The sequence below is a fragment of the Acidobacteriota bacterium genome (genome assembly GCA_009861545.1).
Taxonomy (GTDB): Bacteria; Acidobacteriota; Vicinamibacteria; order Vicinamibacterales; family UBA8438; genus WTFV01.
In genome coordinates, this window is sequence record VXME01000076.1 from 17,086 (window position 1) to 42,232 (window position 25,147).

Annotated in this window: 18 protein-coding genes; 9 read left to right on the top strand and 9 right to left on the bottom strand. The window is 70.0% G+C overall.

Annotated elements, in window-relative coordinates:
- Positions 1-16 precede the first annotated feature (16 nt).
- A complete protein-coding gene (locus F4X11_12320) occupies positions 17-1,432 on the bottom strand; it encodes a cytochrome P450 (GenBank protein MYN65794.1) in 1,416 nt (471 codons plus the stop codon).
- A gap of 19 nt (positions 1,433-1,451) precedes the next feature.
- A complete protein-coding gene (locus F4X11_12325; protein ID MYN65795.1) occupies positions 1,452-3,017 on the bottom strand; it encodes a beta-lactamase family protein in 1,566 nt (521 codons plus the stop codon).
- Positions 3,018-3,070: 53 nt separating this feature from the next.
- On the opposite strand from F4X11_12325, the gene pdhA reads away from it, so the two are divergent.
- Genes pdhA through F4X11_12340 form a run of 3 tightly spaced genes read left to right on the top strand, consistent with a single transcriptional unit; the run spans position 3,071 to position 6,306 of the window.
- A complete protein-coding gene (gene pdhA, locus F4X11_12330; GenBank protein MYN65796.1) occupies positions 3,071-4,162 on the top strand; it encodes a pyruvate dehydrogenase (acetyl-transferring) E1 component subunit alpha in 1,092 nt (363 codons plus the stop codon).
- On the top strand, positions 4,155-5,144 hold the full coding sequence (locus tag F4X11_12335; protein ID MYN65797.1) for an alpha-ketoacid dehydrogenase subunit beta: 990 nt from the start codon (positions 4,155-4,157) through the stop codon (positions 5,142-5,144). Before pdhA ends, F4X11_12335 begins: the two co-directional genes overlap by 8 nt.
- Before the next feature lie 16 nt (positions 5,145-5,160).
- A complete protein-coding gene (locus tag F4X11_12340; GenBank protein ID MYN65798.1) occupies positions 5,161-6,306 on the top strand; it encodes a 2-oxo acid dehydrogenase subunit E2 in 1,146 nt (381 codons plus the stop codon).
- A 24-nt stretch (positions 6,307-6,330) separates the two neighbouring features.
- Here the strand turns inward: F4X11_12340 and F4X11_12345 are convergent, their stop codons facing one another.
- Positions 6,331-6,717 carry a clan AA aspartic protease gene (locus tag F4X11_12345; protein ID MYN65799.1) on the bottom strand — a complete coding sequence of 129 codons (387 nt, stop codon included), beginning with the start codon at positions 6,715-6,717 and terminating at the stop codon, positions 6,331-6,333.
- Positions 6,718-6,919: 202 nt separating this feature from the next.
- Between F4X11_12345 and F4X11_12350 the strand changes: the two genes are divergently transcribed.
- Positions 6,920-7,486, top strand: a complete 567-nt coding sequence (locus tag F4X11_12350) for a hypothetical protein (GenBank protein MYN65800.1) — start codon at positions 6,920-6,922, stop codon at positions 7,484-7,486.
- Positions 7,487-7,583: 97 nt separating this feature from the next.
- On the opposite strand, the gene F4X11_12355 is transcribed toward F4X11_12350, so the two are convergent.
- Both F4X11_12355 and F4X11_12360 read right to left on the bottom strand, forming a co-directional pair.
- Complete coding sequence (locus F4X11_12355) at positions 7,584-8,492, bottom strand: hypothetical protein (protein MYN65801.1); 909 nt, start codon at positions 8,490-8,492, stop codon at positions 7,584-7,586.
- 179 nt (positions 8,493-8,671) lie between these two features.
- Entirely contained in the window at positions 8,672-10,027 is a 1,356-nt protein-coding gene (locus F4X11_12360) for a hypothetical protein (GenBank protein ID MYN65802.1), read from the bottom strand.
- Between the two features lie 335 nt (positions 10,028-10,362).
- Here F4X11_12360 and F4X11_12365 point away from each other — a divergent pair, with 335 nt between their 5' ends.
- Both F4X11_12365 and F4X11_12370 read left to right on the top strand, forming a co-directional pair.
- Positions 10,363-11,490, top strand: a complete 1,128-nt coding sequence (locus tag F4X11_12365; GenBank protein ID MYN65803.1) for a hypothetical protein — start codon at positions 10,363-10,365, stop codon at positions 11,488-11,490.
- 19 nt (positions 11,491-11,509) lie between these two features.
- Complete coding sequence (locus F4X11_12370; GenBank protein ID MYN65804.1) at positions 11,510-12,691, top strand: hypothetical protein; 1,182 nt, start codon at positions 11,510-11,512, stop codon at positions 12,689-12,691.
- A gap of 27 nt (positions 12,692-12,718) precedes the next feature.
- Here the strand turns inward: F4X11_12370 and F4X11_12375 are convergent, their stop codons facing one another.
- From F4X11_12375 to F4X11_12390, 4 genes are all read right to left on the bottom strand, one after another.
- Positions 12,719-13,957, bottom strand: a complete 1,239-nt coding sequence (locus F4X11_12375) for a transcriptional regulator (GenBank protein MYN65805.1) — start codon at positions 13,955-13,957, stop codon at positions 12,719-12,721.
- Positions 13,958-14,194: 237 nt separating this feature from the next.
- Positions 14,195-15,649, bottom strand: coding sequence for a DUF1501 domain-containing protein (locus F4X11_12380; GenBank protein MYN65806.1), 1,455 nt, complete (start codon positions 15,647-15,649; stop codon positions 14,195-14,197).
- A gap of 4 nt (positions 15,650-15,653) precedes the next feature.
- Entirely contained in the window at positions 15,654-19,421 is a 3,768-nt protein-coding gene (locus F4X11_12385; GenBank protein MYN65807.1) for a DUF1553 domain-containing protein, read from the bottom strand.
- 111 nt (positions 19,422-19,532) lie between these two features.
- Positions 19,533-20,774, bottom strand: a complete 1,242-nt coding sequence (locus F4X11_12390) for a M48 family metallopeptidase (GenBank protein ID MYN65808.1) — start codon at positions 20,772-20,774, stop codon at positions 19,533-19,535.
- A gap of 64 nt (positions 20,775-20,838) precedes the next feature.
- Between F4X11_12390 and F4X11_12395 the strand changes: the two genes are divergently transcribed.
- The 3 genes from F4X11_12395 (at position 20,839) to F4X11_12405 (ending at position 25,102) form a co-directional block, all read left to right on the top strand.
- Positions 20,839-22,509 (top strand): fumarate hydratase, encoded by a 1,671-nt coding sequence (locus F4X11_12395; GenBank protein ID MYN65809.1) that lies wholly within the window; start codon positions 20,839-20,841, stop codon positions 22,507-22,509.
- A gap of 200 nt (positions 22,510-22,709) precedes the next feature.
- A complete protein-coding gene (locus F4X11_12400) occupies positions 22,710-23,345 on the top strand; it encodes a DUF2911 domain-containing protein (protein ID MYN65810.1) in 636 nt (211 codons plus the stop codon).
- 200 nt (positions 23,346-23,545) lie between these two features.
- Positions 23,546-25,102 (top strand): MFS transporter, encoded by a 1,557-nt coding sequence (locus F4X11_12405; GenBank protein MYN65811.1) that lies wholly within the window; start codon positions 23,546-23,548, stop codon positions 25,100-25,102.
- Positions 25,103-25,147 lie beyond the last annotated feature (45 nt).

Here is a 25,147-nt window from a genome sequence, read left to right on the forward strand (position 1 = left end):
CGGACGGCGTGACCGATTACGTGCCGTCTGAAGCCGCCGTGGTCGGTCGCTCCCGCGGCGACTCTTCCATTTCGGGAGTCGCTTCCGCGGCCCGCCGGCGCCGGCGCTTCATGCGGATCCGGAAGCGGTCGTCGGGACTGGGGGTGGGGACCGGACTGATCTTCAGAACGTAGTCCGGAGGATCCAGGGCCAGCTCGACTTCGTGGACGATGGTGGCCATCGTCGCGGCGATGGACACCTCGGCGAACCCGGCCCCGAGGCAGACGTGCGGGCCGGCGCCGAACGGGACGAACACCCCCGGCTGACGGTGCTCCTGCCGTTCGGGCGTGTAGCGCTCGATATCGAAGCGTTCGGGCTCGGGAAAGTACTCCGGCAGATGGTGCGGCACGGTCGTCGCCACGATGACCTTCTCTCCGGCCGGGATGGTGTAGCCGGCGAACTCGAACGTGTTCGACACGGTGCGCGTGATGGCCGGCGCGATCGGATACATCCGCAACGTCTCGAGCGCGACCCGGTGCGTGACATCGAGACGGCGCACGGCTGCCGCGGTCAGCGTGCCGTGCGCGAAGCTCGCATCCGCCTCGGCGGTCATCCGCTCTAGCAGGTCGGGGTGCTTCAGCAGCGCGTAGAGCATGAACGCGCACGTGCTCCCCACCGTGTCGAGCCCGGCGATGAACGGTCCCAGCACCGCCGGCATCAGATCGGTCTCGGGCAGGAACTGCGGGTCGCCATGGTGGAGCGCCATCAGCTCGTCCACGAGGTCGGGCCCGGCGCCGGATCGACGGTCCGGGTCGTGGGCCGCCCGCACCGTCGCGTAGAGCTCTTCGACCCGCTGGCGGGCGCGCCGGAAGCGCGGGGTCCGCGTCAGCACGGCCGGCCGCTGGCGCGTGACGCGCGCCGCGAGAAGGGTGCGCACGAAGACGATCATGTCGTCCAGATAGTCGCGGGGCGACACGCCCGCGGCGATGGTGCCGAGCTGCTCGGTGATGATGCGCTGCAACGCGTACAGGCCGGGAATGGGCTCGTCGAGGGGCCACTCGGCAACCTCGCGCCTCGTGATGGCAATCACGTCGTCCAGGTGCTCGTGGATGAACGAGCGCGAGTAGCCGGGCTGCTGCGCCTTGCGCATCCGGGCGTGCTCGGCCCCGTCCATGCTCACCATCGAGCGCGCGGCGCCCAGCTCCTTGTCGAAATCCATCCAGAACTCGCGCGAGCGGAGGTGCCTGCTGCCCTCGCGCGTGACGAACAGGTTGGCCTCGGGTCCCGCCAGCACCGTGAACCGGCGGTGGAGCGCGCGGACGCGGAAGACGGGACCGAGTTGCAGGTACTGCCGGGTGAAGAACGCACCGACATCGCCGGCCATGGCGAATGCATCCCCGACCAGGGGCAGACTGGGGGCGCTCGGCGGTGCGTGCGCGGGGGCGGCGTTCATCAGCCGATGCCTCGCCGGGTCACATGCCCGCCGCACGTACGCTGTAGTTGTCGTTGCGCCACATCAGCATCCGTCCGTCGGGCAGCGCTTCGAAGCGGAACTCCTCGCCGAGGTCGCCGTTGTCGCGCACCCGCCGGAACGTGCCGTCCTCGATGTGGCGGAGCCGGGTCAGCGCGTCCAGCGGATCGTCGGTGGGGAGCGGCAGCACGTGCAGATCGCCTTCCCGGATGAGCACCGCGCTCTCGCCCCCGAGCGGCCGCTGGTAGGCGCCCGTGAAACGCATGAGGGTCTCCCGGTCCGCCGCGGCGCCGCCCGAGGAGCCGTCGGCGGTCCCGTCGGCGGGCGTGCCGCCGTCGGGCTTCCCGGCCGCTTTGCGCAGGGCGGGCGCGACGATGTCGTAGGCGGTCTGCGCGAACCGGCGGGAGTTCACGCCCTGGCCGTTGGCCATGAACGCCGTGGCCACCTTGTCCTGCGGGCGCAGCAGCAGGTGGCTGCGATAGCCCGGGCAGGAGCCGCCGTGGCCCGCGAAGGTATCGCCGTCCGACTGCCACACCGAGAAGCCCAGCCCGTAGGTGGTGTCGCCGTCGGGCTCGAGCCAGTGCACCCGGTGCATCTCGCGCAGCGTGTTGCGGTCGAGCAGCGCGTCGTCTCCCGCGAGCACGCGGAACTGCCACGAGGCGAAGCGCCCCAGGTCCTCCACCGTGGATATGAACCCGGCCGCGGGGCTGATGCCGCGCACCCGATAGTCGGGCACGGGCTGGCGCTTGCCGTCCCGCCCGCGCGCGGTGTAGCCGCTCGCCAGCCGGTTGTCCCGGAAGCGGTCCTCGTGGTCAGTGAAGGTGCTCGTCATCCCCAGCGGGTCCAGGATGTTCGCGCGGATGTAGTCGTCGTAGGGCTGCCCGGACGCCGCCGCCACGATCTCGCCGGCCAGGGTGAGTCCCAGGTTGGAGTACTGGTAGTAGGTGCGCGGGGGGTAGAGCATCGACTGGGTGGGCAGCGTGCCGACGATCTGCTCGTGGGTCGGGAAGGGATAGTCGGGGCCGGTCCAGTACGGCGCGCCCGCCTCGCGCGGGAGCCCCGAGGTATGGGTGAGCAGCCCTTCGACGGTGACCGCGCCCGCCGCCGGGTCGTCGTCCTGGATGTCGAACCAGTCCAGATGCTTCGCCACCGGATCGTCGAGGTCCACCTTGCCCTGGTCGCGCAACTGCAGCACGCCGACCGCGGTGAAGAGCTTGGAGATCGAGCAGATGGAGTACATCGTCGACGGGGTCGCCCGCTCCTCCCGCTCCACGTGCGCATACCCGTAGCCCTTCGCCCACACGAGCTCCTGATCGTGCACCACCGAGAGGGAGGCGCCGGGGATGCCGCCGTAGGCCTGCGCCGCATCCATCCAGACGTCCAGAAGGTGCAGGGCTTCGGCGACGCCCGGATCCCCGGTGATCGATTGCTGCGCGCGCAGCGACGGCGCGGCGAGCAGGAAGAGCGCAAGCGCGGCGGCGCCGGCGCGGATACGGGACGCCGGCCGAAGCGGAATGGGCGTTGTCTTCATCAGCGTAGTGTACCGATGGGCCGCGGGCAGGTCCATGAGATGGCCGGGATGGTTGTTGCCGCGCTGCGAGTCGTGGCATGGTGGTAGTAGTGACTGCCGTCGCGTCGTTCGAGATCGAGTACCGGCGATACCTCGATCCGGCCGGTCGTCCGGAACGGCCGCTGCCCGCCTTCGCCCGCGACCGTGACGCGCTCGTGTCGCTGTATCGCGCGATGGTGCTGACGCGCGCCTTCGACGCGAAGGCGATCGCCCTGCAGCGCACCGGCCGGCTCGGCACGTACCCGTCCTGCCTGGGCCAAGAGGCGGTGGCGGTGGGGCTCGGGGCGGCCATGGCCGCGGACGACGTGCTGCTGCCCTACGCGCGGGAGCAGGGCGCGCAGTTCCTCCGCGGGGTCACGCCGACCGAGTTGTTCCTCTACTGGGGCGGCGACGAGCGGGGCAGCGACTTCGGCCGCGCCCGCGAAGACTTCCCGATCTGCGTGCCGGTCGCCAGCCACGCCCCGCACGCCGTCGGGGTCGCCCTCGCGTTTCAGCTTCGGAACGAGCGCCGGGCCGCGGTCTGCGTGGCGGGCGACGGCGCCACCTCGAAGGGCGACTACTACGAGGCGCTGAACGTCGCGGGCGCCTGGCGGCTGCCGGTGGTGTTCGTCGTGACCAACAACCAGTGGGCCATCTCGCTGCCGCGTTCGGCCCAGACGGCGGCGGCCACGCTGGCCCAGAAGGCGATCGCCGCCGGGTTCGCCGGCGAGCAAGTCGACGGGAACGACGTCGTCGCCGTGCGCGACGCCGTGCACCGCGCGCTGTCGCACGCCCGCGACGGCGCCGGTCCGCACCTGATCGAGGCGATCACCTACCGGCTGTCCGACCACACCACGGCGGACAACGCGAGCCGCTACCGCGACGACGAGTCGGTCGGAGGCCATTGGCGGGAGGACCCGATCGCGCGGCTGCGCGTTCACCTGACCGCCGCGCACGGCTGGTCGAAGGACGAGGAGGAAGCGACGCTGGCGTCGTGCGCCGCCGAGGTGGATCGCGCCGCGGAGGAGTACCTGGCGACGCCGCCCCAGCCGCCCGAGGCGGTCTTCGACTACATGTACGAGCGGCTCCCGGCCGACCTGGCCGAGCAGCGCGCGGCGGCCGCCGAGGCGCGGGCGGCGGCGGCGCGATCCGACGATGGCTGAGCGGGTCGAGCGGACGATGGTGCAGGCGCTCAACGCCGCGCTCGCGCGGGCGCTGGCGGAGGACGAGCGCGTGCTCGTGCTCGGCGAGGACGTTGGGATCGACGGCGGCGTCTTCCGGGTGACCGACGGCCTGCTGGATCGCTTCGGGGCCGGCCGCGTGCGGGACACGCCGCTCGCCGAGACCGCCATCGCGGGGTTGTCGGTGGGCGTCGCGGCGCAGGGGTTTCGGCCGGTCGCCGAGATCCAGTTCATGGGGTTCATCCAATCCACGGTCGACCAGCTCGTCTGCCACGCGTCGCGGCTGCGGTGGCGCACGCGGGGGCGGCTGACCTGCCCGCTGGTGGTTCGCGCGCCGTACGGCGGCGGCATTCATGCCATCGAGCACCATTCCGAGAGCACCGAGGCGATGTTCGCCCACGTCCCGGGCCTGCGCGTCGTCATCCCGTCGTCGCCCGCCCGCGCGTACGGGCTGCTGCTTGCGGCGATCCGCGATCCGGACCCCGTGCTCTTCCTCGAGCCGAAGCGGATCTACCGCGCGTCCAGGGAAGGGGTGCCGGACGACGGCGCGGCCGCGCCCCTCGATTCCTGCTTCCAGCTTCGCGACGGGGACGACCTGACGCTGGTGACCTGGGGCGCCATGATCGTGGAGACGCTGGCCGCCGCCGACCGGTTGGCGACCGAAGGCGTGACCGCCGACGTGCTCGACGTCGCCACGCTGTCGCCGCTCGACATGGGGACGATTCTGCGCTCGGTGGAGAAGACGGGTCGCTGCGTCATCGTCCACGAGGCGCCGTTGACCGCCGGTTTCGGCGCAGAGATCGCCGCGCGGCTGGCCGAGCACGGACTGCTGTCGCTGCGGGCGCCGGTCAGGCGGGTCACCGGCTACGACACCGTGCCGCCCCTGCCGCGCCTGGAGCACCTCTACCTGCCGTCGACCGGACGCGTGCTGGCGGCGGCGCGGGAAACACTCGCATTCTCTTGATCGAGGGAGTCTGGGGTTGGGTGGAAACACGACGGACACGTTCACGCTTCCCGACCTCGGCGAGGGACTGCAGGAAGCGGAGATCGTCTCGTGGCACGTGACGGAGGGCGACCACGTGGTCACGGATCAGCCGCTCGTGGCGGTCGAGACGGACAAGGCCGTGGTCGAGATCCCGTCGCCGCGGTCGGCGCGCGTCGTCAGGCTGCACGGCGCCACGGGCGGCCGGGTCGCGGTGGGCGAGCCGCTGGTGGAGTTCGAGTCCGCCGACGCGCAGGCGGACGCGGGGACCGTCGTCGGGACCATCGACGCGACCGCGCCCGCCGAGACGTCGCGCGCCGCCGCGCCTCGGGCCGCCGGTGGGAGGATGACGCCGGCCGTACGCGCGCTGGCCCGCAAGCTGGGCATCGATCCGGCGCTGGTGCAGGGGACCGGACCGGCGGGTGCGATCACGACGGCGGACGTGGAGCGCGCGGCCCAGGCGTTCGCTGCGGCGGCGCCCGCCGAGCCGCTACGCGGCCCCCGGCGCGCGATGGCCGAGCGGATGGCGAAGGCCCACGCCGAGGTCGTGCCGGCAACGGTGACCGACCAGGCCGACGTCGAGGCGTGGCCGGCGGGGGCGGACGTGACCCTGCGCCTGATCCGCGCGGTGGCCGCCGGCTGCGCCGCCGCGCCGGCCCTGAATGCCTGGTTCGAGCCGGAGACGATGTCGCGCCGGTTGCACGAGCGGATCGATCTCGGCATCGCCGTGGATCTGGACGACGACGGCCTGTTCGTCCCGGTGCTCCGCGACGTCGGCCGGCGAAATGCGGTGGCGCTGAAACGCGGCCTCGAACGGCTCAAGGCGGACGTTCGGCAGCGCACGATCCCGCTCGGCGAGCTGCGCGGACAGACGATCACCCTGTCGAACTTCGGGACCGTCGGCGGGCAGCACGCCGAGCTGGTGGTGGTGCCGCCGCAGGTCGCCATACTCGGCGTGGGCCGGATGACGGAGCAGGTCGTCGCCACGGATGGCGCGCCGGCCGTCCACCGCGTGCTTCCGCTGTCGCTGACCTTCGATCACCGGGCGGTGACCGGCGCCGAGGCGGCGCGGTTTCTCCGTGCCGTGGTCGAAGAGCTCGAAGGGGCGGAGCCGTCGGCAGCGTCGCGACTTCGAGACCCGTGAGCCGCGAGGCGCTCCCGCGTCGGGTTACGAGTTGGAATCCTGTCGCACCCTCTTCAGTCGCACGGCCGGCAGCTTCTTCAGGCGTTGACTCTGCGGATCGACTTCCACCCCCACGGACTCCAGCGCCGTCACCCCGAGCAGCGGCTCGGCGTCGGCGTCGCCGAAGATGATGAGGCCGGCGGTCAGCTCTCCCATGAACTCGATCCGTGCGCCCGCGACGTCCATGCTGACTTCGCTGCCGTCGGCCAGCTCGTAGACGCGCTGTCCCTCCGGTCGGATGCCGATCGCTTCCAATCGGGATCGCGGCACGAGCGAGTCGATGGCGCCCGTGTCTACGAGGAAGCTGCCCTCCCAGCTCCGGGTTGGGTCGGCCGGGTTTCGCACCGTGACATCGACGTGAGTGACACCCATGGCGACGTTTACAACTATACCGCGAAACGTTGCACGGTCGATGCGCGACCTCCTGCTTCGCTGGGCCGGTGGTCGAGAACCCTTGACATGCGGGCACTCTTGGGGTGTACCTGAACCGTACTGAAATGGAGCACCGTCGCGGCGGTTGCCGGTCGATCGGGGACGGGCAGCGACGAGACGACGTGTCCGCTTGGGGGCTGCCATGACTCTCCACTGCCGCATCGTCTCGGTGGCCGCGGGTCTGTCACTGCTGGCCGTGCCGGCGCAGGCGCAGTGGCGGCAGTGCGCCGACGGACTCGAAGCGCTCCGGGCGGCCGCCGCGGAAGCGAACGGGACGAGCGGCGCCATCGCCTCGCTGGAGGCTGCGCTGGTCGAGAACCGGGACGACCACACGCGCTGCATGCAGGATCTCGAGGTGTTCCGGATCGATCGCGAAACCAGCCCGATCCGTGAAGCCGTGCTGCGGGACGGGTGCAACCAGCAGGTGCAGACCTACCGGACGACCGAGCGGCGGCTGACCTCGGAGGTGGAGCGAGCCGGCTCGGTCTTCCGCGCGCTGGCTGCGGCCGTGCAGGCCGTAGAGCTGAGCTGTCAGTACCCGCTCGCGGCCTATGCGCCGGCAGAGCCGCCGGTCGGGTCCGCGAGCCCGGCTTGCGAGCGCTTCCTCGGTAGCCGGCCGGGGGTGCCGATCGAGTCGTTGCGCGTGCTCTGCACCGCGGAGATGTCCGCCGAGGAGTGCGCAGCTTGCCTCGGCGAGCCACGGAACTAGCCCGACAATCCTGCCGCAGTGCAACCGCAGGCAGCGGTCGCACTGCGGACTCCGATTGCCGCCCAACCGGGCCTGCGACGGTGCTTCGCCCGCGCCGTCAGCGAACCGTGATCGCGACGTCGTGCTCGGTGGTCAGCAGGTTGTCGTTGGCCTCCGCCCTGAGCACGTAGTCGCCGGGGACGGTGAACGTCGCCTGCACGACCGCCTGCCCGTCCTCTACCGCGACGGTCGCGGCCGGATCGAACGACACGTTGGCGGGGCCCCGCCAGACGATCCACGACACCCGCAGGCCGCGGACGCGCGGTTCCTGCCGGCCCGTGCCGCGGCGATCCGGGACGGACGGGACGTTGCGCGGCGGTTCCGGATCGTCGGGATCGGGCTGCAGCGTCGGGGGATCGTTGTTGCCCGGCGCGCGATCGGCGGGGTCGATGTCGCGGACGACCGGCAGCCCGTCATCCGTCACCCGCGCGCTCAACGTCACCTCGCTCTGCACGGTGGCTTCCGGCAGCGTGTCGACCGCGATGGCCGGGGCCCGGTTTCTCGCCGCCTCCTCGCTGAGCCGCCGGCCGCCGGCCGAGCGGGCGGCCGTCTGCCACGTCGCTTCGAGCCAGCCGATTGCCCGCAGCGTCTGACCCTGCGTGGTGAGGTTCCAGACCAGGCGCCGGTCCCCGAAGTCGCTCGGCACGCGGACGCTGAACACCCGGCGCTGGGCGCGCGGGTGGAAGAACGTCGGCTGGCCGGAGTCCAACTCGCCGGGATCGAAGTGGTTGTCCGGTCCGACCGGGACGTGGACCTCCTCGACGAAGTTGCGGTTGAAGTACCCGAAGTGCATGGTGAAGCTGCCGTCGGGGTTTCTCGACCAGCCCTCGAAGACCGGCTGCACCGTCTGGCCCGTGCTGTACTTCAGGTTGTAGGCCGTCGGCTGGGCGTCCGCGGCAGGCGGCGCGGCGAGCAGGAGGAAGCCGAGCGGAACCGCTGTCAGAAGCCGTCGGACGTTCATCGACATGCCATACCTTTCCCGCTGGCGATTTCCGCCTGCGACCGCCGCCTCCGGGGGAGGCCGTGGTGAAGCCGGTTCGGCACGGCGCGCGGCGCGGCGCCCGCGTGCCGGGGACCGAGCTCCGCCGGGCCGCCGCCCGGCAGCGCTCGCGCCGACTCCCCGCGCCCGGACTACCGATGTGCGACTCAATCGTCGTCGTTGTCGGTCGCCGCCTGCCGTCGCGCCTTGCGTGCCGACAGCTCCTGCTCGTACTCCTCCTGCGTCAGGTCGTACCAGCCGATCCACGCGAAGCCCATCTCGTCGATCGTGCGCCCGCCGTTGCCGGTCCAGTTGGTCGGATCCGGATTGGCGCGGTTGGACTCCGTGTTGTCGTGCCAGCTTATGGTGTGCAGGATGGTGCCCGCCGGCACCAGCGGGGCGGCATCGTCCGTGTAGTTGTAGACGAGGTGCCAGTTGTAGTCGAAGTTGGCGCAACTGACGACCTCGCTCGTGATCGGCGTGGTCGGATAGATCAGCTCCAGGCACTGGTACCTGCCGAGGATGTGCATGTGCGGCTGGAACGCCGTGAGCTTCGCCGGGTACTTCAGCCGCTCGTAACCGTCCTGGCGAACGACCGCGCCGGCCGGGATGTCGAGGTCGGTGTTGTGTCGGGCGAGCTGCTTCGACCAGCGGATGTACTTGGGCACCTCGCCTTCGGGATGAAACACGATGCCGAGCTCGATCCCGGCCTCCACCGGCTCGCCGATGGAGTGCAGGTGATAGCTGGCGCGCGCCTTCCTGTCCGCCGGCAAGAGCTTGCCGGAGTCTTCCGGGTAGATCTCGGCGCCCTTGCCCGAGGCGTACTCCACCAGGAACACGCCCTGGTCCTGCGTGCCGTCGTTCGCCAGGTCGTCGTAGTCGTGGTCCACGGCGTAGGACAGCGCGTGATGGACGACCTTCCGCGACTGCTCGTCCACGGGCCGCGTCTGGATCGCCTTGATGTAGCGATCCTCCTCCAGGCCGAACGGGGCGTAGAGCGAGCCGAACAGGTCGGGTCCTTCCGCCGGCACCAGGTAGTCCGGATAGCGCACGACCAGATCCGGCTCGCCGATCTGCCACTCGGACCAGTCCGGGAACTCGGGCATCTCCGGCAGGTCGGCCGGGTTGCCCATCGGCGCCCCCGCGTCCACCCAGGCCGCGATCGTGGCGATCTGCTCGTCTTGCAGCGAGATGTCTTCCTTGAACTCCTGGATGCCGATGTTCTTGTCGATGTGCCAGGGCGGCATCTCCCGCGCGACCACGCGGTTCCTGATCGACCGGGCCCAGGGCCGCACCTCGGCGTAGGTCGTCAGCGCCATCGGCGCCATCTCGCCGGCCCGGTGGCAGACCACGCACGAGTCGTAGAGGATAGGGGCGACATCCCTGGTGAACGTGATCTCGTCCGCCGCGCCGCCCTGCGCCGCCGCCGCGCCGGGCATCATCGCCAGCGCCACGATCCCGGCCGCGAAGACCGCGCCCGAAGATGCCGTCCACCGCCGCCGGGCTGCTCTTCCGTCTCTCATGGTTCCGCCCTCTTCCAACTGCCGGTTACTGGTCCGTGGCGCTCTGCTGCGCCGGCCACGCCTCGTCGATCGGCATCGAGTCGTTCGCCGTAATCTTCACGTGCGCGCAGTGGTGGTAGCTGTAGGCGCCCGGGTTGCTGCATGCCAAGGCTCTCTTGTCGACAGGTGAACTCGGGGTTCAACGGCAACGGCTCACACTATCACCTTGCCGCGGGGCGTTCAACGGGATCCCGCGGTTGCATCGCGGGGCTGCATGTGCTGGAGTTGACGAGCGACGCGAGCGAGCGGTCGCACCACTCGGCACGTGTCTCGGAGTTCTGGCGAGGGAGGCACCGATGCAGCGGAGACATCAGGCGTGGATGGCGGCGTTCGTAGTCGCGTGCGGCATCGCGTTCGGCCTTGGCCACAGTGCGCTCGACGGCGCCACGACGCAGGAAGAGGCGCCGGGGGCCATGCTCCAGGTGGACCCGTTCTGGCCGCAGCCGCTGCCCGACAAGTGGCTGCTCGGGCATGTCATCGGCGTGGCGGTCGACTCGCGCGACCACATCTGGGTGCTGCACCGGCCCCGGTCGCTGACCGAGAGCGAGCGCGGCGCCGCGGCCGATCCACCGACCTCGGAGTGCTGCGTGCCCGCCCCGGCGGTGATCGAGTTCGACCAGGAAGGTGACGTCGTGCAGGCCTGGGGCGGACCGGGCGACGGCTACGAGTGGCCCAACGAGGAGCACGGCCTCTTCGTCGACCACCTGGACAACGTCTGGGTCGGCGGCAACGGCAACGGCGACGGGCAGGTCTTGAAGTTCTCCCGCGACGGCACGTTCCTGCTGCAGATCGGCAGCGCCGGCCCGCTCAGCGGCAGCCACGACACGACGCGGCTGGGCCGCGCGGCCGACATCGGGGTCGACCCCGAGGCCAACGAGGTCTACGTGGCCGACGGCTACGGCAACCGCCGCGTCATCGTCTTCGACGCCGACACGGGCGAGTACAAGCGGCACTGGGGTGCGTACGGCCGGCCGCCGGTGGACGGCGAGCTCGCGTCCTACGACCAGCAGGCGGACCCGTCGCCCATCTTCGGCGACACGGTCCACTGCGTGCAGCTATCCGACGAGGGGCTCGTCTACGTCTGCGACCGGATGAACCACCGGCTCCAGATCTTCGAGAAGGACGGCACGTTCGTCCGCGAGGGGTTCATCGGCAAGGAGACGGCCGGCGCCTCGACGTGGGACATCGCCTTCTCGCCCGACCCCGACCAGACGTACATCTACAACGCCGACGGCGGCAACCACCTGCTCTGGACCGTGCGGCACTCCTCGCTGGAGACGCTCGGGACCACCGGCCGCCGCGGGCGGATGGCGGGCCAGTTCGAGGCGACGCACTCGGTGGCGGTCGACTCGCACGGGAACGTGTACGTCGGCGAGACGCTGAACGGCCGCCGCGTGCAGAAGTTCACGCCGGCGGGGATGTGACGGAGGGGAGAGTCGACCGATGCATGCGTTCACGAGACCGCCGTTCGTTCTGATACTCGGCACCGTCCTCTGTTTGGCGGTCACGCCGTTCCCGGCGAGCGCATCGCCCGCCTCCGGCGCACCCGGCACGCAGTCCTCGCTCCCCGCGGACGTCAACGCGGAGTCCCGCAACCGGCTCTCGACGCCCGCACCGGACCCCGCCGGCGGCCCAGCCGCCGCGGCTGCCGCGATACGCGGCGCGGGAACGGGCTTGAATGCCCGCTGGGAATCCCCGGTCGGCCGTCCCCTGCTGGAGCTCGCCATCCTGATCACCGCGCGCGAGCACGACGCGCCCTTCGAGTGGTCGCTGCACGAGATGGAGGCGGTGGCGGTGGGCCTCGACCCGGACGTCATCGACGTCGTGCGCAACCGTGAAAGCCTGTCCGGGCTCGGCGACCGGGATGCGGTTATCATCCAGGCGGGCCGCGAGATCTACGGCGAGCACCACCTCAGCGCGGAGACCTACCGGCGCGCCGTCGATCTGTTCGGCGAGGCCAACTTCGTCGACGTCGTCGACCTGATGGCGCGCTACGCCGGCACCGCGGGGCGGCTGGCCGCGTTCAACCAGCACATGCCGCCCGGCTGGCCGCAGTTCCTGCCGTTGCCGTTCACGCAGCCGGACGACGTGGATCCGCAGTCGCAGAGCCGCCTGCCGCTGCTGCCCGCCCCGGCCCAGACGCTGCGTTCCACCCCCAGCCTCTACGGCCGGACGCTCTCTCCGCAGGGGACGGGACCGGGACAGATTCGCGGCCACGGCGCGGGGCGCGAGTCGCTGGAGGCGAACGTGGCGCGTCCGCTGCTCGATCTGGCGATCCTGGTCACCGCCCGCGCGTACGACGACCAGTACACGTGGACCCTCACCGAGCCCGCCGCGGTCGAGAACGGCCTCGACCCCGCTGTCGTCGAGGTCGTGCGCAGCGGCGGATCGATCGCGGGACTCGGAGACAAGGAGGCGGCGCTCATCGACTTCGGCCGCCAGCTCTTCGGTCCGCACACCGTGACCCCGGAGACCTACGCCAGCGCCCTGGAGGCGGTCGGTGGCTCGACCAACCTGGTCGACCTAGTGGACCTGATGGCGCAGCACGTCTCCGATGCCGTCCTGCTGATCGCGTTCGACCAGCACCTGCCGGCGGGGGTGGAGGCGCTGCTGCCGATGCCGTAGCGTGGGGAGGGCTCGCGGCGCCCTCCGTCAATCCGTCACTCGTCGGCGCAACGTCAGCCGCAGATAGTCCTCGGTCGCCTCGAACTCGGGGTCGAGGCCGTTGTGCGCCCGCATCGACGGAATGATCTTGTTGCGGACGCCCATGCCGCGCGCGTCGGAGTAGCGGTAGTCGCGCAGTGTCTCGGAGATGAGCAGATTGCGGGGCACGCGCTGGCCGGCAATCATCTTTTCGATGGTCATGCCGTTCTGCAGCGCACCGGGGCTGGTGATCTCGATCCGGTCCTTGTAGCGGATCACCTCGATTTCCTCGTACCGTGTCCAGTCCCGATGCGTCAGCGCGTTGACGATGCCCTCGCGAAGCGCGTCCAGCGGGTAGTGCCAGCGCCGTTCCCGGCGCAGGGACTCGTCCACGTCGTGGGCCTCCTCGGACACGAACGGGCGCATCGCATCGGCAAGACGTTCGATGAGACCCTTCTCCACTCGCTCACGGCCTCCCGACAGTACGCGCCAGAGATCGACGAGCGGCCCTTCGAGCACCTGGTCGTCGAGGGCGTCGTAGGCTTTTGCGGCGCCCTTGAAGCAGATCCAGCGGACGCCGGCATGGCGCAGCAGACGGCGAGGCCGATACCCGAACAGGACGAGCCCGGCGATCGTGCACACGGGCGGTCCGTCTTCCCGCTCGACCATGAATCCGAGCGCGCACAGCCGCGCATGCCACGCTTCGTCCGTCGCCGGCGCGTTCCGATCGCCGACGATGGCGGTGAGGTAGTCCGCCAGCCGGTCCCGGCTCAGGTCGCGCAGGCCGCTGCCGGAGACCGGCAACAGCTCGGTATGAATCAGTCCACCGACCGCGAACAGACGCGCCTGCTGCTCGCGGGACGCCAGGCGCGACGTGCTGCCGACGCGGACGTAGATGTCCTCCCGGCCGCGATACCGGACGACGTACGGCTTGGTTGCGCCCTGCGTCACGGTGATGACGGCAACGCGCCGTTCATCGTCGACCGGAACCTCCTCGTAGAACGGCAGGATCATGGGGTGGACGATCTGCCCGAAGACAGAGTCCATCACCCACCGTTCGAGATGCTCGCGCCGGATGCCGGTTACGGCGCCGTCGTCTTCCACGCCGAGCAGGATGCGGCCACCCTGGAAGTTGGCCAGGGCCGCCACTTCCTTGGCGAGTTGCTCCGGACGAACGTCGTCCCGCTTGAACTCCAGCCCGGAGTTCTCGCCGCCGGCGATCAGTTCGAGGAGATTCGAGCGTTTCATGGTTCCCGGTCCGCCGCGCTGCGAACCGGATTATCGGCCGGTCGTTGCACGTGCTTCAAGGCGCTCGACGAGGCAGCGCGAGCCGACGACGGGTGAGATTCGGGTGCGCGAGCGAAGCGGGTAGCAGGGGAGGAAAGAAACGAACGGCGGCGCCGGGCCATCCGGTACCGCCGTTTTCGAGAACGGCCGCCGGGAGTCTGCGCCGTAGAACGACACAGGCTCCCGGTGACGATGGGTCTACGCCACGACGCCGTCGACGATCTTCCCGTGGACGTCCGTCAGCCGGAAGTTCCGGCCCTGGTACGGGTAGGTCAGCCGCGTGTGGTCGATGCCGAGCAGGTGCAGCATCGTGGCGTGCAGATCGTGGATGTGCACCGGGTCCTTGACGATGTTGAAGGCGAAGTCGTCGGTCTCGCCGTAGGTCGTGCCCGCCTTGGACCCGCCGCCCGCCATCCAGATGGTGAACGCGCGCGGATGGTGGTCGCGGCCGTAGGTCTCCTCGGTGAGGCGGCCCTGGCAGAAGACGGTGCGCCCGAACTCGCCGCCCCAGACGACCAGCGTGTCGTCCAGCATCCCGCGCTCCTTCAGGTCCTGGATCAGCGCCGCCTGCGGCTGGTCGACGTCCTTGGCCTGGGTCTCGATCCGCCGCGGGAGCTGGGTGTGCATGTCCCAACCCCGGTGGAAGACCTCGACGAAGCGCACGTCGCGCTCCGCCAAGCGCCGGGCGAGCAGGCAGTTGGCCGCGAAGGTCCCCGGCGTCCTCGAGTCGGGCCCGTAGCGTTCGAAGGTCGACTCCGGCTCGTCCGAGAGGTCGGTCAGCTCCGGCACGGAGGCCTGCATGCGGTAGGCCATCTCGTACTGGGAGATGCGCGTGGCCGTCTCCGGATCGCCGAACTCCTCCTGGTCCTGCCGGTTGAGCTTGCCCAGTGCGTCGAGGAAGCGGCGCCGCGCACTGCGGTCGACGCCCGCGGGATTCGACAGGTACAGGACCGGATCGCCGGTGGAGAGGAACTTGACCCCCTGGTACTCGGAGGGCAGGAACCCGTTGCCCCACAGCCGGTCGTACACCTGGTTGCCGCCGCGGCTCGAGACCATGACGACGAAGGTGGGCAGGTCCTGGTTCATGCTGCCGAGGCCGTACGACAGCCACGCGCCGACGCTGGGCCGGCCCGCCAACGGGTTGCCGGTCTGCAGGAAGGTCATGCCCGGGTCGTGGTTGATCGCCTCGGTGTGCATCGTCTTGATGAAGCAGAGCTCATCGGCCACCTTGGCGGTATGCGGCATCAGCTCGCTGATCCACGCCCCCGACTCGCCGTGCCGGGCGAACTTGAACTTGGACGGGACGATGGGGAAGCCCGCCTGCGACGCCGTCATCGGCGTCAGGCGCTGGCCCTGCCGCACCGAATCGGGCAGGTCCGTGCCGTACAGATCGGCCAGCTTCGGCTTGTAGTCCCACAGCTCGTGCTGCGACGGCGCGCCGCCCTGGAACAGGTAGATGACGCGCTTGGCCTTGGGCGCGAAGTGGGGCAACCCCGGCAGCCCGCCGACCGCCTCGGCGGGGGCGCCGGCCCCCATCGCGAGCAGGTCGTCGCGGAACAGCGTCGCGACCGCGGCCGCACCGAGCCCGGTGCTCGATCGCTTGAGAAACCGCCGGCGAGAGAGCAGCGTCTGCATGTCGGTTTGCGGTTTCATCGGTCTAGTCCTTTGTGATCGTCCGGTCGAGGTTCAGGATCATGCTGGCCACCATCTGGTAGGAAGCCAGCTCCGCAACGTCCAGCGTCTCGTCGCGGGGCGTCGCGCCCACGTCGACGAACTCCAGCGCCGCCGACCGATCGGCCTGGTACTCGCCCAGGAAGTCGTCGAAGGTCTCGCGCAGGACCGCCCTGGCGTCCGGCGAAGGCCGATGCCCCGTCGACAGGCGGTAGGCGTAGGCGATCCGCTCGTCCGGCGTCGCGCCGCCCTCGACGATCATCCGCTCGCCCAGCCTGCGCGCCGCCTCCACGTAGGTGACGTCGTTCATCAGGTTCAGGGCCTGCAGCGGGGTATTCGTCCGGCTGAGGCGGACGACGCAGGTCTCGCGCGTCGAGGAATCGAACGCCAGCATCGACGGCGGCGCGAGCGTCCGCTTCCAGTAGGTGTACAGGCTGCGGCGGTACAGGTCGTCGCCCGTGGACTGCCGGTACTCCTGGCTGCTCTGCTCTTCCCACAGGCCCTCGGGCTGGTACGGCCTGACCGACGGTCCGCCGAGCCGGGGGGCGAGCAGATCGGCGATCGAGAGCGCTTGGTCGCGGACCATGTGCGCCGTCATGCGCTGGCGCGGTCCGCGCGCCAGGAGGCGGTTCTCCGGGTCCTCCTCGATCGCCTCCGGCGTCAGATTCGACGCCTGGCGGTAGGTGGAGCTGGTCACGATGGCCCGCTGCAGCGCCTTGACGTCCCAGCCGGAGTCGATGAAGGTCGTCGCCAGCCAGTCGAGCAGCTCGGGATGGCTGGGGTACTCCCCCTGCAGCCCGAAGTTCTCCGACGTCTTGACCAGACCGGTCCCGAAGTACATCTGCCAGAAGCGGTTCACGGCCACGCGGGCGGTGAGCGGGTGGTCGGGCTGGACGAGCCACTGGGCGAACCCCAGTCGGTCGTTCGACGCATCGTCCGGCATCGGCGGCAGCACCGCCGGCACGCCGGGATCCACCCGCTCGCCCGGCACGTCGTAGGCGCCGCGGATCAGCCGGAAGGTGTCGCGCCGGGGCTCCATCTCTTCCATCACCATGACGGTGGGGAAGCTGTCCCAGAGCGCCGCGCGCTCGCGCTCGAGGTCCTTGACGTTCTGCCACGCGTCCCGCACCTCCGGCGCCGCGTACTGGTCGAGGAAGGCGAGCCGCAGCTTCTCGGCCTGCCCGGCCGTCCGGCCGGCCGGCGCGATGCGGGCGATCTCGGTCAGCGTCTCGCCGGTCGCCACGACGGCCGCCTGCTCCGGCGTCAGGGCCTCCATGTAGATGCGGACGTCATCGATCATCCCCTGGAACCGGGGCCTCGAATCGGTGGCGCCGGAGTTCTCCGGCGGGCTTCCGCTGGCCCCGATGCGCAGCGGCTCGCGCGTCCGCATCGGGTTGTTGATGCCGTCGAGGAGCGGGTTGATCTCCCGCGACTCGCCGTTGACGTAGATCCGGAAGCTCTCCGGCACGCGCTTGCCGTCGTAGGTCACCAGCACGTGCTGCCATTCGTTGAGCGGCAGCGTGTCCACGGACTCGATCCGCAGCCCGTCGTCGGCGTAGCGCTGCGACAGGTTGACCTGCAGCTTGCCTTCCAGCAGATACAGGCCCCATCCCTGCTCGCCCTGGTCGCCGGCCAGCGCGCGCGAGACGATCACGCCGTCGGCCGCGGTGGGATAGATCCAGACGGCGAGGGTGAACGGCTCGGCGTAGGTGAAGTTCGCGACGTCGCCGGCGTTGATGAACCGCTTGCCGTCGAAGCTCATCGCCTCGCCCACCCGGCCGGGGGCGAAGCGCGGCAGACCGTCCTCCAGCGTCACGTTGATCGGGAACTGGTAGCTCACCGGCGCCCGCGGCGTCCGCAAGTGGGAGGTCACGCCCTGGTGGGGGATCACCGACTCGCCGCTGTAGGCGCCGCCGATGTCGCCGTCGAGCGGGTGATGGACCAGGAGCTTGTCGCGCAGGACCCAGTCGATCGGCCAGGCGCCCGCCAGCGAGCTCTCCCACTCGGCCCGCGCGTCGGCCGCCTCGGTCTCGATGCTCGCGAACTCCTCCCGCGCCTTCTCGAGCGTCTCGTCGAGCTCGGCCAGTCGGGCGAAGTCCGCCTCGGTCGGCGCGGTGACGAGCGGCGGCGAGTTGAAGTACTTGAACGCCTTCGCGCCCAGGCCGCGCAGGTTGCCGCGCTCGGGGATGTTGTTGAAGTAGGCGTAGATCTCGTAGAACTCCTTCTGCGAGATCGGGTCGAACTTGTGGTCGTGGCAGCGCGCGCACCCCAGCGTCAGCCCCATCCACACCGTGCCCGTCGTCGACACGCGGTCGACCACGTTCTCGACCAGGAACTCCTCGGGGACGATGCCCCCCTCGCCGTTCTGGCTGTGGTTGCGGTTGAAGGCGGTGGCGATCCGCTGCTCGAGGGTGGCGTCGGGGAGCATGTCGCCGGCGATCTGCTCGATGGTGAACTGATCGAACGGCATGTTGTCGTTGTAGGCGTCGATCACCCAGTCGCGGTAGCGCCACATCTGGCGCGGGGCGTCGGTCTGATACCCGCTGGAGTCGGCGTAGCGGGCCCCGTCGAGCCACTCGGCGGCCATCCGCTCGCCGTAACCGTCCGATTCGAGCATGCGGTCGACGTGCCGCTCGAAGGCGTCGGGCGAGTCGTCGCTGAGGACGGCGGCGATATCGCCCTCCGTCGGCGGCAGCCCGGTCAGATCGAACGTGACGCGGCGGAGCAGGGTGAGGATGTCGGCCTCGGGAGACGGTTCCCTGCCTTCCCGCTCGAGCCGCGCCTTGACGAAGTTGTCGATCGGGTTGCGGACCCATTCGGCGCCGGCCACCGGCGGCACCGACTGCCGCTCGGGCGGGATGAACGCCCAGTGCGACTGCCACTCGGCGCCCTGATCGATCCACAGCCGCAGGGTCTCGATCTCGCCGGGGTCGAGGGCGTCCTCGTCGGTGCCCGGCATGACGGGCGTGTTCAGGCCCAGCCGGTAGGGCATCCGGACCCGGGCGTCTTCGGCGCTGACCCGGTGGATCAGCAGGCTCTCGTCGGCGTTGCCGGGAGTGATGACCGGCCCGCCGAACTCGCCGCGATCCGAGAAGGGCCCTTCCGCCACGTCCAGCCGCAGGCCGCGCTGCCGCGCCTCCGCGTCCGGCCCGTGGCACGTGAAGCAGTTCTCGGAAAGGATCGGCCGGACCTCGCGGGCGAAGTCGACGGTCCGTTCCGGAATGGCCGGCACGTCCGCGTCGGCCAGCGCCGTCCCCATTTCCGCGCCGCCGTCGATCCACTGGCGGACGAGGTCGATCTGCTCGTCGCTCAGCGACATGCCGGCCGGCGGCATCTTCCTGATCGGGTCCTCGGTGGTCAGCCGCTCGTACAGCGCGCTGGCTTCCGCGTCGCCCGGCACGACGACCCTGTCGAGGAAGTCGTCGGTGTCGAACCGCAGGTCGGCCTGCCGGATGGCTTCGTTGGGCCCGTGGCAGAGCAGGCACGACTCGGCGAGAATCGGCCGGATGTCACGGTGGAACTCGAGCTGCGACGGCTCCTGCGCCACCGCGGTCCCGAGATTTCCGCCGAGCCCGATCGCGAGCACGGCGAGCGGAATCAGAGCGCCGAATCTTGGTTTCCTCATGGACATTCCCTCAAACATCGCATGGTAGGACTCCGGCCGGTCCTGTGCAAGGAAAACCTGCGGATCGGGGGCAGGCCGAGCGGAACGAGAACGGAGCCGCGCTTTCGGGTCGCGGCGAAGCCGATGCATCTCCGGTCGGGCCTCGACCCGTCCCGGATGCACGATCTCGACGCCGCGCTGGAAATCGAAGCCTACAACCCGCTCACCGGCCGGCGGGGGTTGACGTCTTGCCCGCCGCCCTCACCCCGCCGCCGTCTGCCGCAGCGCCGCGATCCGCTGCAGCACCGGCGGGTGCGAGTAGTCGAGGAATACCGCCAGGGGGTGCGGCGTCAGGTTCGACAAGTTGTCGGCCGAGAGCTTCTTGAGCGCCGCGATCAGCGGCTCGCCGCTGCCGGTGGTCTCGGCGGCGAAGCGGTCGGCCTCGAACTCGTTCCGGCGGGAGAAGAGGTTGACGAGGATCGAAAGCACGAGCTCGACCGGCGTGAAGAGCAGGCCGAAGAAGAGCAGGCCGGCGTAGACCGACGGCTCGCTGACGTAGAAGGCCGCGAACAGCCCCTCCTGTCCGAGGAAGAGCGACAGGATCCAGAGCATCGCCCCGAGATGGCCGATGGAGAGCGCCATCCGCTGCCAGATGTGCCGCTTCTTGTAGTGGCCGACCTCGTGGGCCACGACCGCGACCAACTCCGGAACGGTGTAGTCGTCGACCAGCGTGTCGAACAGCCCGATGCGCTTGTTCTTGCCGAAGCCGGTGAAGAAGGCGTTGGCCTTCGACGAGCGGCGCGAGCCGTCGACGACGAAGAGGCCGCGCAGCGGGAAGTCGGCCTTGCGGGCGTAGCCCAGGATGGCGTCGTGCAGGTCGCCGCTGTCGAGCGGGGTGAACTTGTTGAAGAGCGGCATGATCCAGGTGGGCGCGATGAACTGGACGGCCAGCATGAAGACGGTGGCGGCGATCCAGCACCAGAGCCAGGCCAGCGGTCCGGCCCACTCGAAGAAGGCGAGGACGACGGCCAGCAGCAGGCCGCCGAGCAGGGCGGCGAGGACCAGGCTCTTCAGGGTGTCGGCGACGAACGTGCCCACGGTGGTGCGGTTGAAGCCGTAGCGCGCCTCGATGACGAACGTCGAGTACGCCCGGAACGGCAGGCCGAGCAGGATCGAGGCGAGCCCGATCGCGCCGATGTAGAGCAGACCGGTGGCGACCGGGCCGTGGCCGAGCCCGCGCAGCAGGGTGTCGAGCCACGCGAAGCCGCCGGCGAACCAGAACGCGAGGACGACGGCCAGGTCGAACGCCCCGCGGAGCAGTCCGAAGCGGGTGCGCGTCGCGGTGTAGCGCTGCGCCCGGGCGTACTTCTCGTCGTCGAAGACGCCCGCGAACTCGGCCGGTAGGGTCGGGCTGAACGCGCGCACGTTGAGCGCGCCGGACGCGAGATGGAGCAGGTACTCCCCGACGAGCGCGACGAGAATGATGAGAGCGAACGTGTTCATGGGCGTTCTCGGACTCCGAATCCAGGCCGGCGTTCCGGGGCGTTCCGGGTAAGATCCCCCCGCGATGGCTGACTTCCATTATCAACCGATTTTCGAGTTCGGACCGGACGAGACCCCCTACCGGAAGCTGACCTCGGACGGCGTGTCGACGATCCGCGTCGATGGGGCCGAGATGCTGAAGGTCGAGCCCGAGGCGCTGCGCGCGGTGGCGCGCGTCGCGTTCGACGACGTGGCGCACCTGCTGCGGCCCGGCCACCTGGCCCAGCTCCGCAAGGTCATCGACGACCCGGAGTCGTCGCAGAACGACCGCTTCGTGGCGCTCGAGCTGCTGCGCAACGCCTGCATCGCGGCCGACAGGGTTCTGCCGGGGTGTCAGGACACCGGCACTGCCATCGTCATGGGCCACAAGGGAGAGCGCGTCCTGACCTTCGGGGACGACCAAGTGGCGTTGTCGCAGGGGGTCTTCGACGCCTACGAGCAGCGCAACCTGCGCTACTCGCAGATGGCCCCGCTCGACATGTACACGGAGAAGAACACCGGCTCGAACCTGCCGGCGCAGATCGAGATCTACGCCGAGCCGGGCGAGGAGTACGAGCTGCTGTTCATCGCCAAGGGCGGCGGGTCGGCCAACAAGAGCTTCCTCTATCAGGAGACGAAGGCGCTGCTGAATCCGGCCTCGCTGCTCGGCTTCGTCGTGGAGAAGCTGAAGACCATCGGGACGGCGGCGTGTCCGCCTTACCATCTCGCGCTGGTGGTCGGCGGCACCTCGGCCGAGTTCACCCTGAAGACGCTGAAGCTGGCTACGACGAAGTACCTCGATCGGCTGCCGTCGAGCGGCAACGAGCACGGCCGCGCGTTCCGCGATCACGACCTGGAGGCGGAGATCTTCGAGCTCGCGCGGCAGATCGGGGTCGGCGCGCAGTTCGGCGGGAAGTACTTCGCGCACGACGTCCGCGTCGTCCGCCTGCCCCGGCACGGCGCGTCGTGTCCGGTCGGCCTGGGCGTCTCGTGCTCGGCAGACCGGCAGGCCCTGGCGAAGATCACGCGCGACGGAATATTCCTGGAGCAGCTCGAGGAGAACCCGGCCCGTTTCCTGCCCGACGTCACCGAAGGGGAGCTGCCGGGCGACGTCGTCCGCATCGACCTCAATCGGCCGATGCCGGACATCCTCGCCGAGCTGACGAAGTACCCCGTCGCGACGCGGCTGTCGCTGTCGGGGCCGATGATCGTGGCGCGCGACATCGCGCACGCGAAGCTGAAGGAGCGGCTCGACGCAGGCGAGGAGCTTCCCGCCTACGCGCGGGATCACATGGTCTACTACGCCGGCCCGGCCAAGCGGCCGGAGGGCCGCGCGTCGGGGTCGTTCGGTCCGACGACCGCGGGGCGGATGGACTCCTACGTCGATCTCTTCCAGTCGCACGGCGGCAGCATGGTGATGCTGGCCAAGGGGAACCGCTCGGGGCAGGTGACCGAGGCGTGCAAGCGGCACGGCGGCTTCTACCTGGGATCCATCGGCGGGCCGGCGGCGCGGCTCGCCGACCACAGCATCCGGAAGGTCGACGTACTGGAGTACCCCGAGCTGGGGATGGAGGCGATCTGGAAGATCGAGGTCGAGGACTTCCCGGCGTTCATCGTCGTCGACGACAAGGGGAACGACTTCTTCGCCCGGTTGCTGGCCGCGAAGCCGGCCACGTTGATCCGCCGGGAGACCGCGCCCTGGAAGTCTGCGCCGTAGAACGGCGTAGACTTCTGGTCAGGCCCGGTTGGGCGGCAATCGGAGCCGGCGGCGACTTGCCGCGCCGGCGCGGTTCGATCCATCCTGGAAGGTCGGACGGTCGCCGGCTTCGCCATCCACGGCAGCCGGAGGTCTCCGGCGCACCCGAACAACCTCGGCAACGGACGGACGGCGGTTCGAACCACTCAAGGAGGACAGGCATGCGTTCGGTATTGAAGATTGTGGGCATCGCCGCGGTGGTCGCGGTGGCAGGCATCATCGTGAACGAGGCCGCGGCGCAGAGCCGCCCGCTCAGCACCCGCGGCCACACGGCGACGCAGATCGGCGGGAGCTACAACGAAGAGGGCCGCTACGAGGGCGGCTACTGGATCGACATCCACTACGGTCGTCCGATCCTGCGCGGACGGCAGGGCATCTTCGGCGAGGGCGAGCAGTTCGGTCAGCGCATCTACGCCGGGGCGCCGCTGTGGCGCGTCGGGGCGGACCAGACGACCACCTTCACGACCGAGGTGGATCTGCTCATCGGCGGGCAGCGGCTGAACGCCGGCGAGTACACCATGTTCGCCGACCTCGCGGATCCGACGGCGTGGACGCTGATCTTCAGCACCTGGGGCGTCAAGCAGACCTTCACGGAAGACAACCCGAACGCCCTGTGGGGCGCCTACGGCTACGACGACAGCAAGGACGTCATGCGGACGACGATGTCGGTGGAGACCGTCGACTACTCGATGGATCAGTTGCAGATCGGTTTCGTCGGCATGACCTCCCCCGGCGGCGCGATGTACTTCCTCTGGGACAACCAGTTGGCGAGCGTTCCCGTCCAGCTGGCGAACTAGCGGTCCGCACGGCGCGGCGGACGCCGGCGCAGACGACGTCGACAAGCCGTCCGCGCGGCGGAAGCGGCGCCGATGCCCACCACCACGCCTCGACGACACATCGAACACCGGGCCGGGCGCCGGAGCTGAGGCTTCGGTCCCCGGTCTTCCTTTCCACCCTTCCCGGCGGCCTCCCTGTCGATGACCATGGACCGTCCCCGGTGACGCCGGCGCCTGCGCCCGAGCCGTTCACGCACCGGCAGGTCGTCATCATCCTCTCCGGCCTGATGGCCGGGCTCTTTCTCGCGGCGCTCGATCAGACCATCGTCGCCACGGCGCTCCCGACGATCGTCGGCGAGCTCGGCGGGCTCGACTACTACTCGTGGGTGGTGACCGCCTACCTGCTGTGCACGACGGTCTGCACCCCGCTCTACGGCAAGCTCAGCGACATCTACGGGCGGCGCATCACGTTCCAGGCCGCCATCCTGATCTTCCTGGTCGGATCGATCCTCGCGGGGCTTGCGCCCGACATGCTGACGCTGGTGCTGGCGCGCGGCGTGCAGGGCGTCGGCGCCGGCGGGGTGATGGGCCTGACGTTCGCCGTGATCGGGGACATCGTCTCGCCCCGGCAGCGCGGCCGCTACATCGGCTACCTGGCCGGCGTGTGGATGTTCGCCAGCGTCATCGGACCCTTGCTGGGCGGTTTCATCGTCGACCATACGACCTGGCGCTGGGTGTTCCTCATCAACCTGCCGGTGGGGGGCGCGGCGCTCGCGGTGATCTGGGCCGTGTTGCGGCTCCCGCCGGTCCATCGGCCGGCGCGGATCGACTTTGCCGGCGCGGCGCTGTTGACGGCCGGGGTCAGCCTGCTGCTGCTGGCCCTCGTGAACGTGCAGGAAGGCGTGGCGCAGGCGCGGGATCCGGCGGCCGCCGGGCTGACCGCCGCCGGCGTGCTCCTGGTCGGTCTGTTCATCCGCTGGGAGGCGTACGTCGAGCATCCGCTGCTGCCGTTGCGGCTGTTTCGCAACCGCATCTTCTCGACCGGGTCGGGTCTTGGACTCCTCATCGGCTGCGCGCTGTTCGGGGCCGTCGTCTTCCTGCCTCTGTACCTGCAGGTCGTCGCCGGGCTGTCGGCCACCAACTCCGGCCTGCTGCTGCTGCCGTTGACGGCCGGAGTCCTCGTCGGCTCCGTGGGGTCCGGCCGGCTGACGGTTCAGACCGGGCGCTACCGCATCTACCCGATCGTCGGCAGCGCCTGCGCGGTCGCGGGCATGTTCCTCCTGAGCCGCCTGCACGCCGAGAGTCCTCATCTGGTGGTCTCGGCGTTCATGGTGCTGCTGGGCTTCGGGGTCGGCATGGTCATGCAGGTGTCGCTGCTCGCCGTGCAGAACGCGGCCGAGCACCGGGACCTGGGCATCGCCACCGCGTCGGCGCAGTTCTTCCGATCGATGGGCGGGTCGTTCGGCGTGGCCTTCTTCGGGGCGATCATGAACGCGCGCATCGGGTCCGAGCTGCCGGCGCGGCTGTCCCCGGAGGCGTTCGCGTCGGTCGGCGGCCAGGTCTCCGAGCTGCTGAACAGCCCCGCCGCAATCCGGGCCTTGCCCGCCGACACCGCCGCGGCGGTGACCGGATCGGTCGAGGTCGCCCTCCAGGCGGTGTTCCTCTCGGCCGTGCCGATTCTGGTGCTCGGCTTCGCTCTCTCCTGGTTCCTGCAGGAGATTCCTCTTCGCGAGACGGTCGGCCCGCCGATGGATGGAATCGAGGAAGCCGGCGCGTGAGGCTCCAGTCCGGTGCTGTCCGCTCGCGGACAGCTTTCAGCGGTT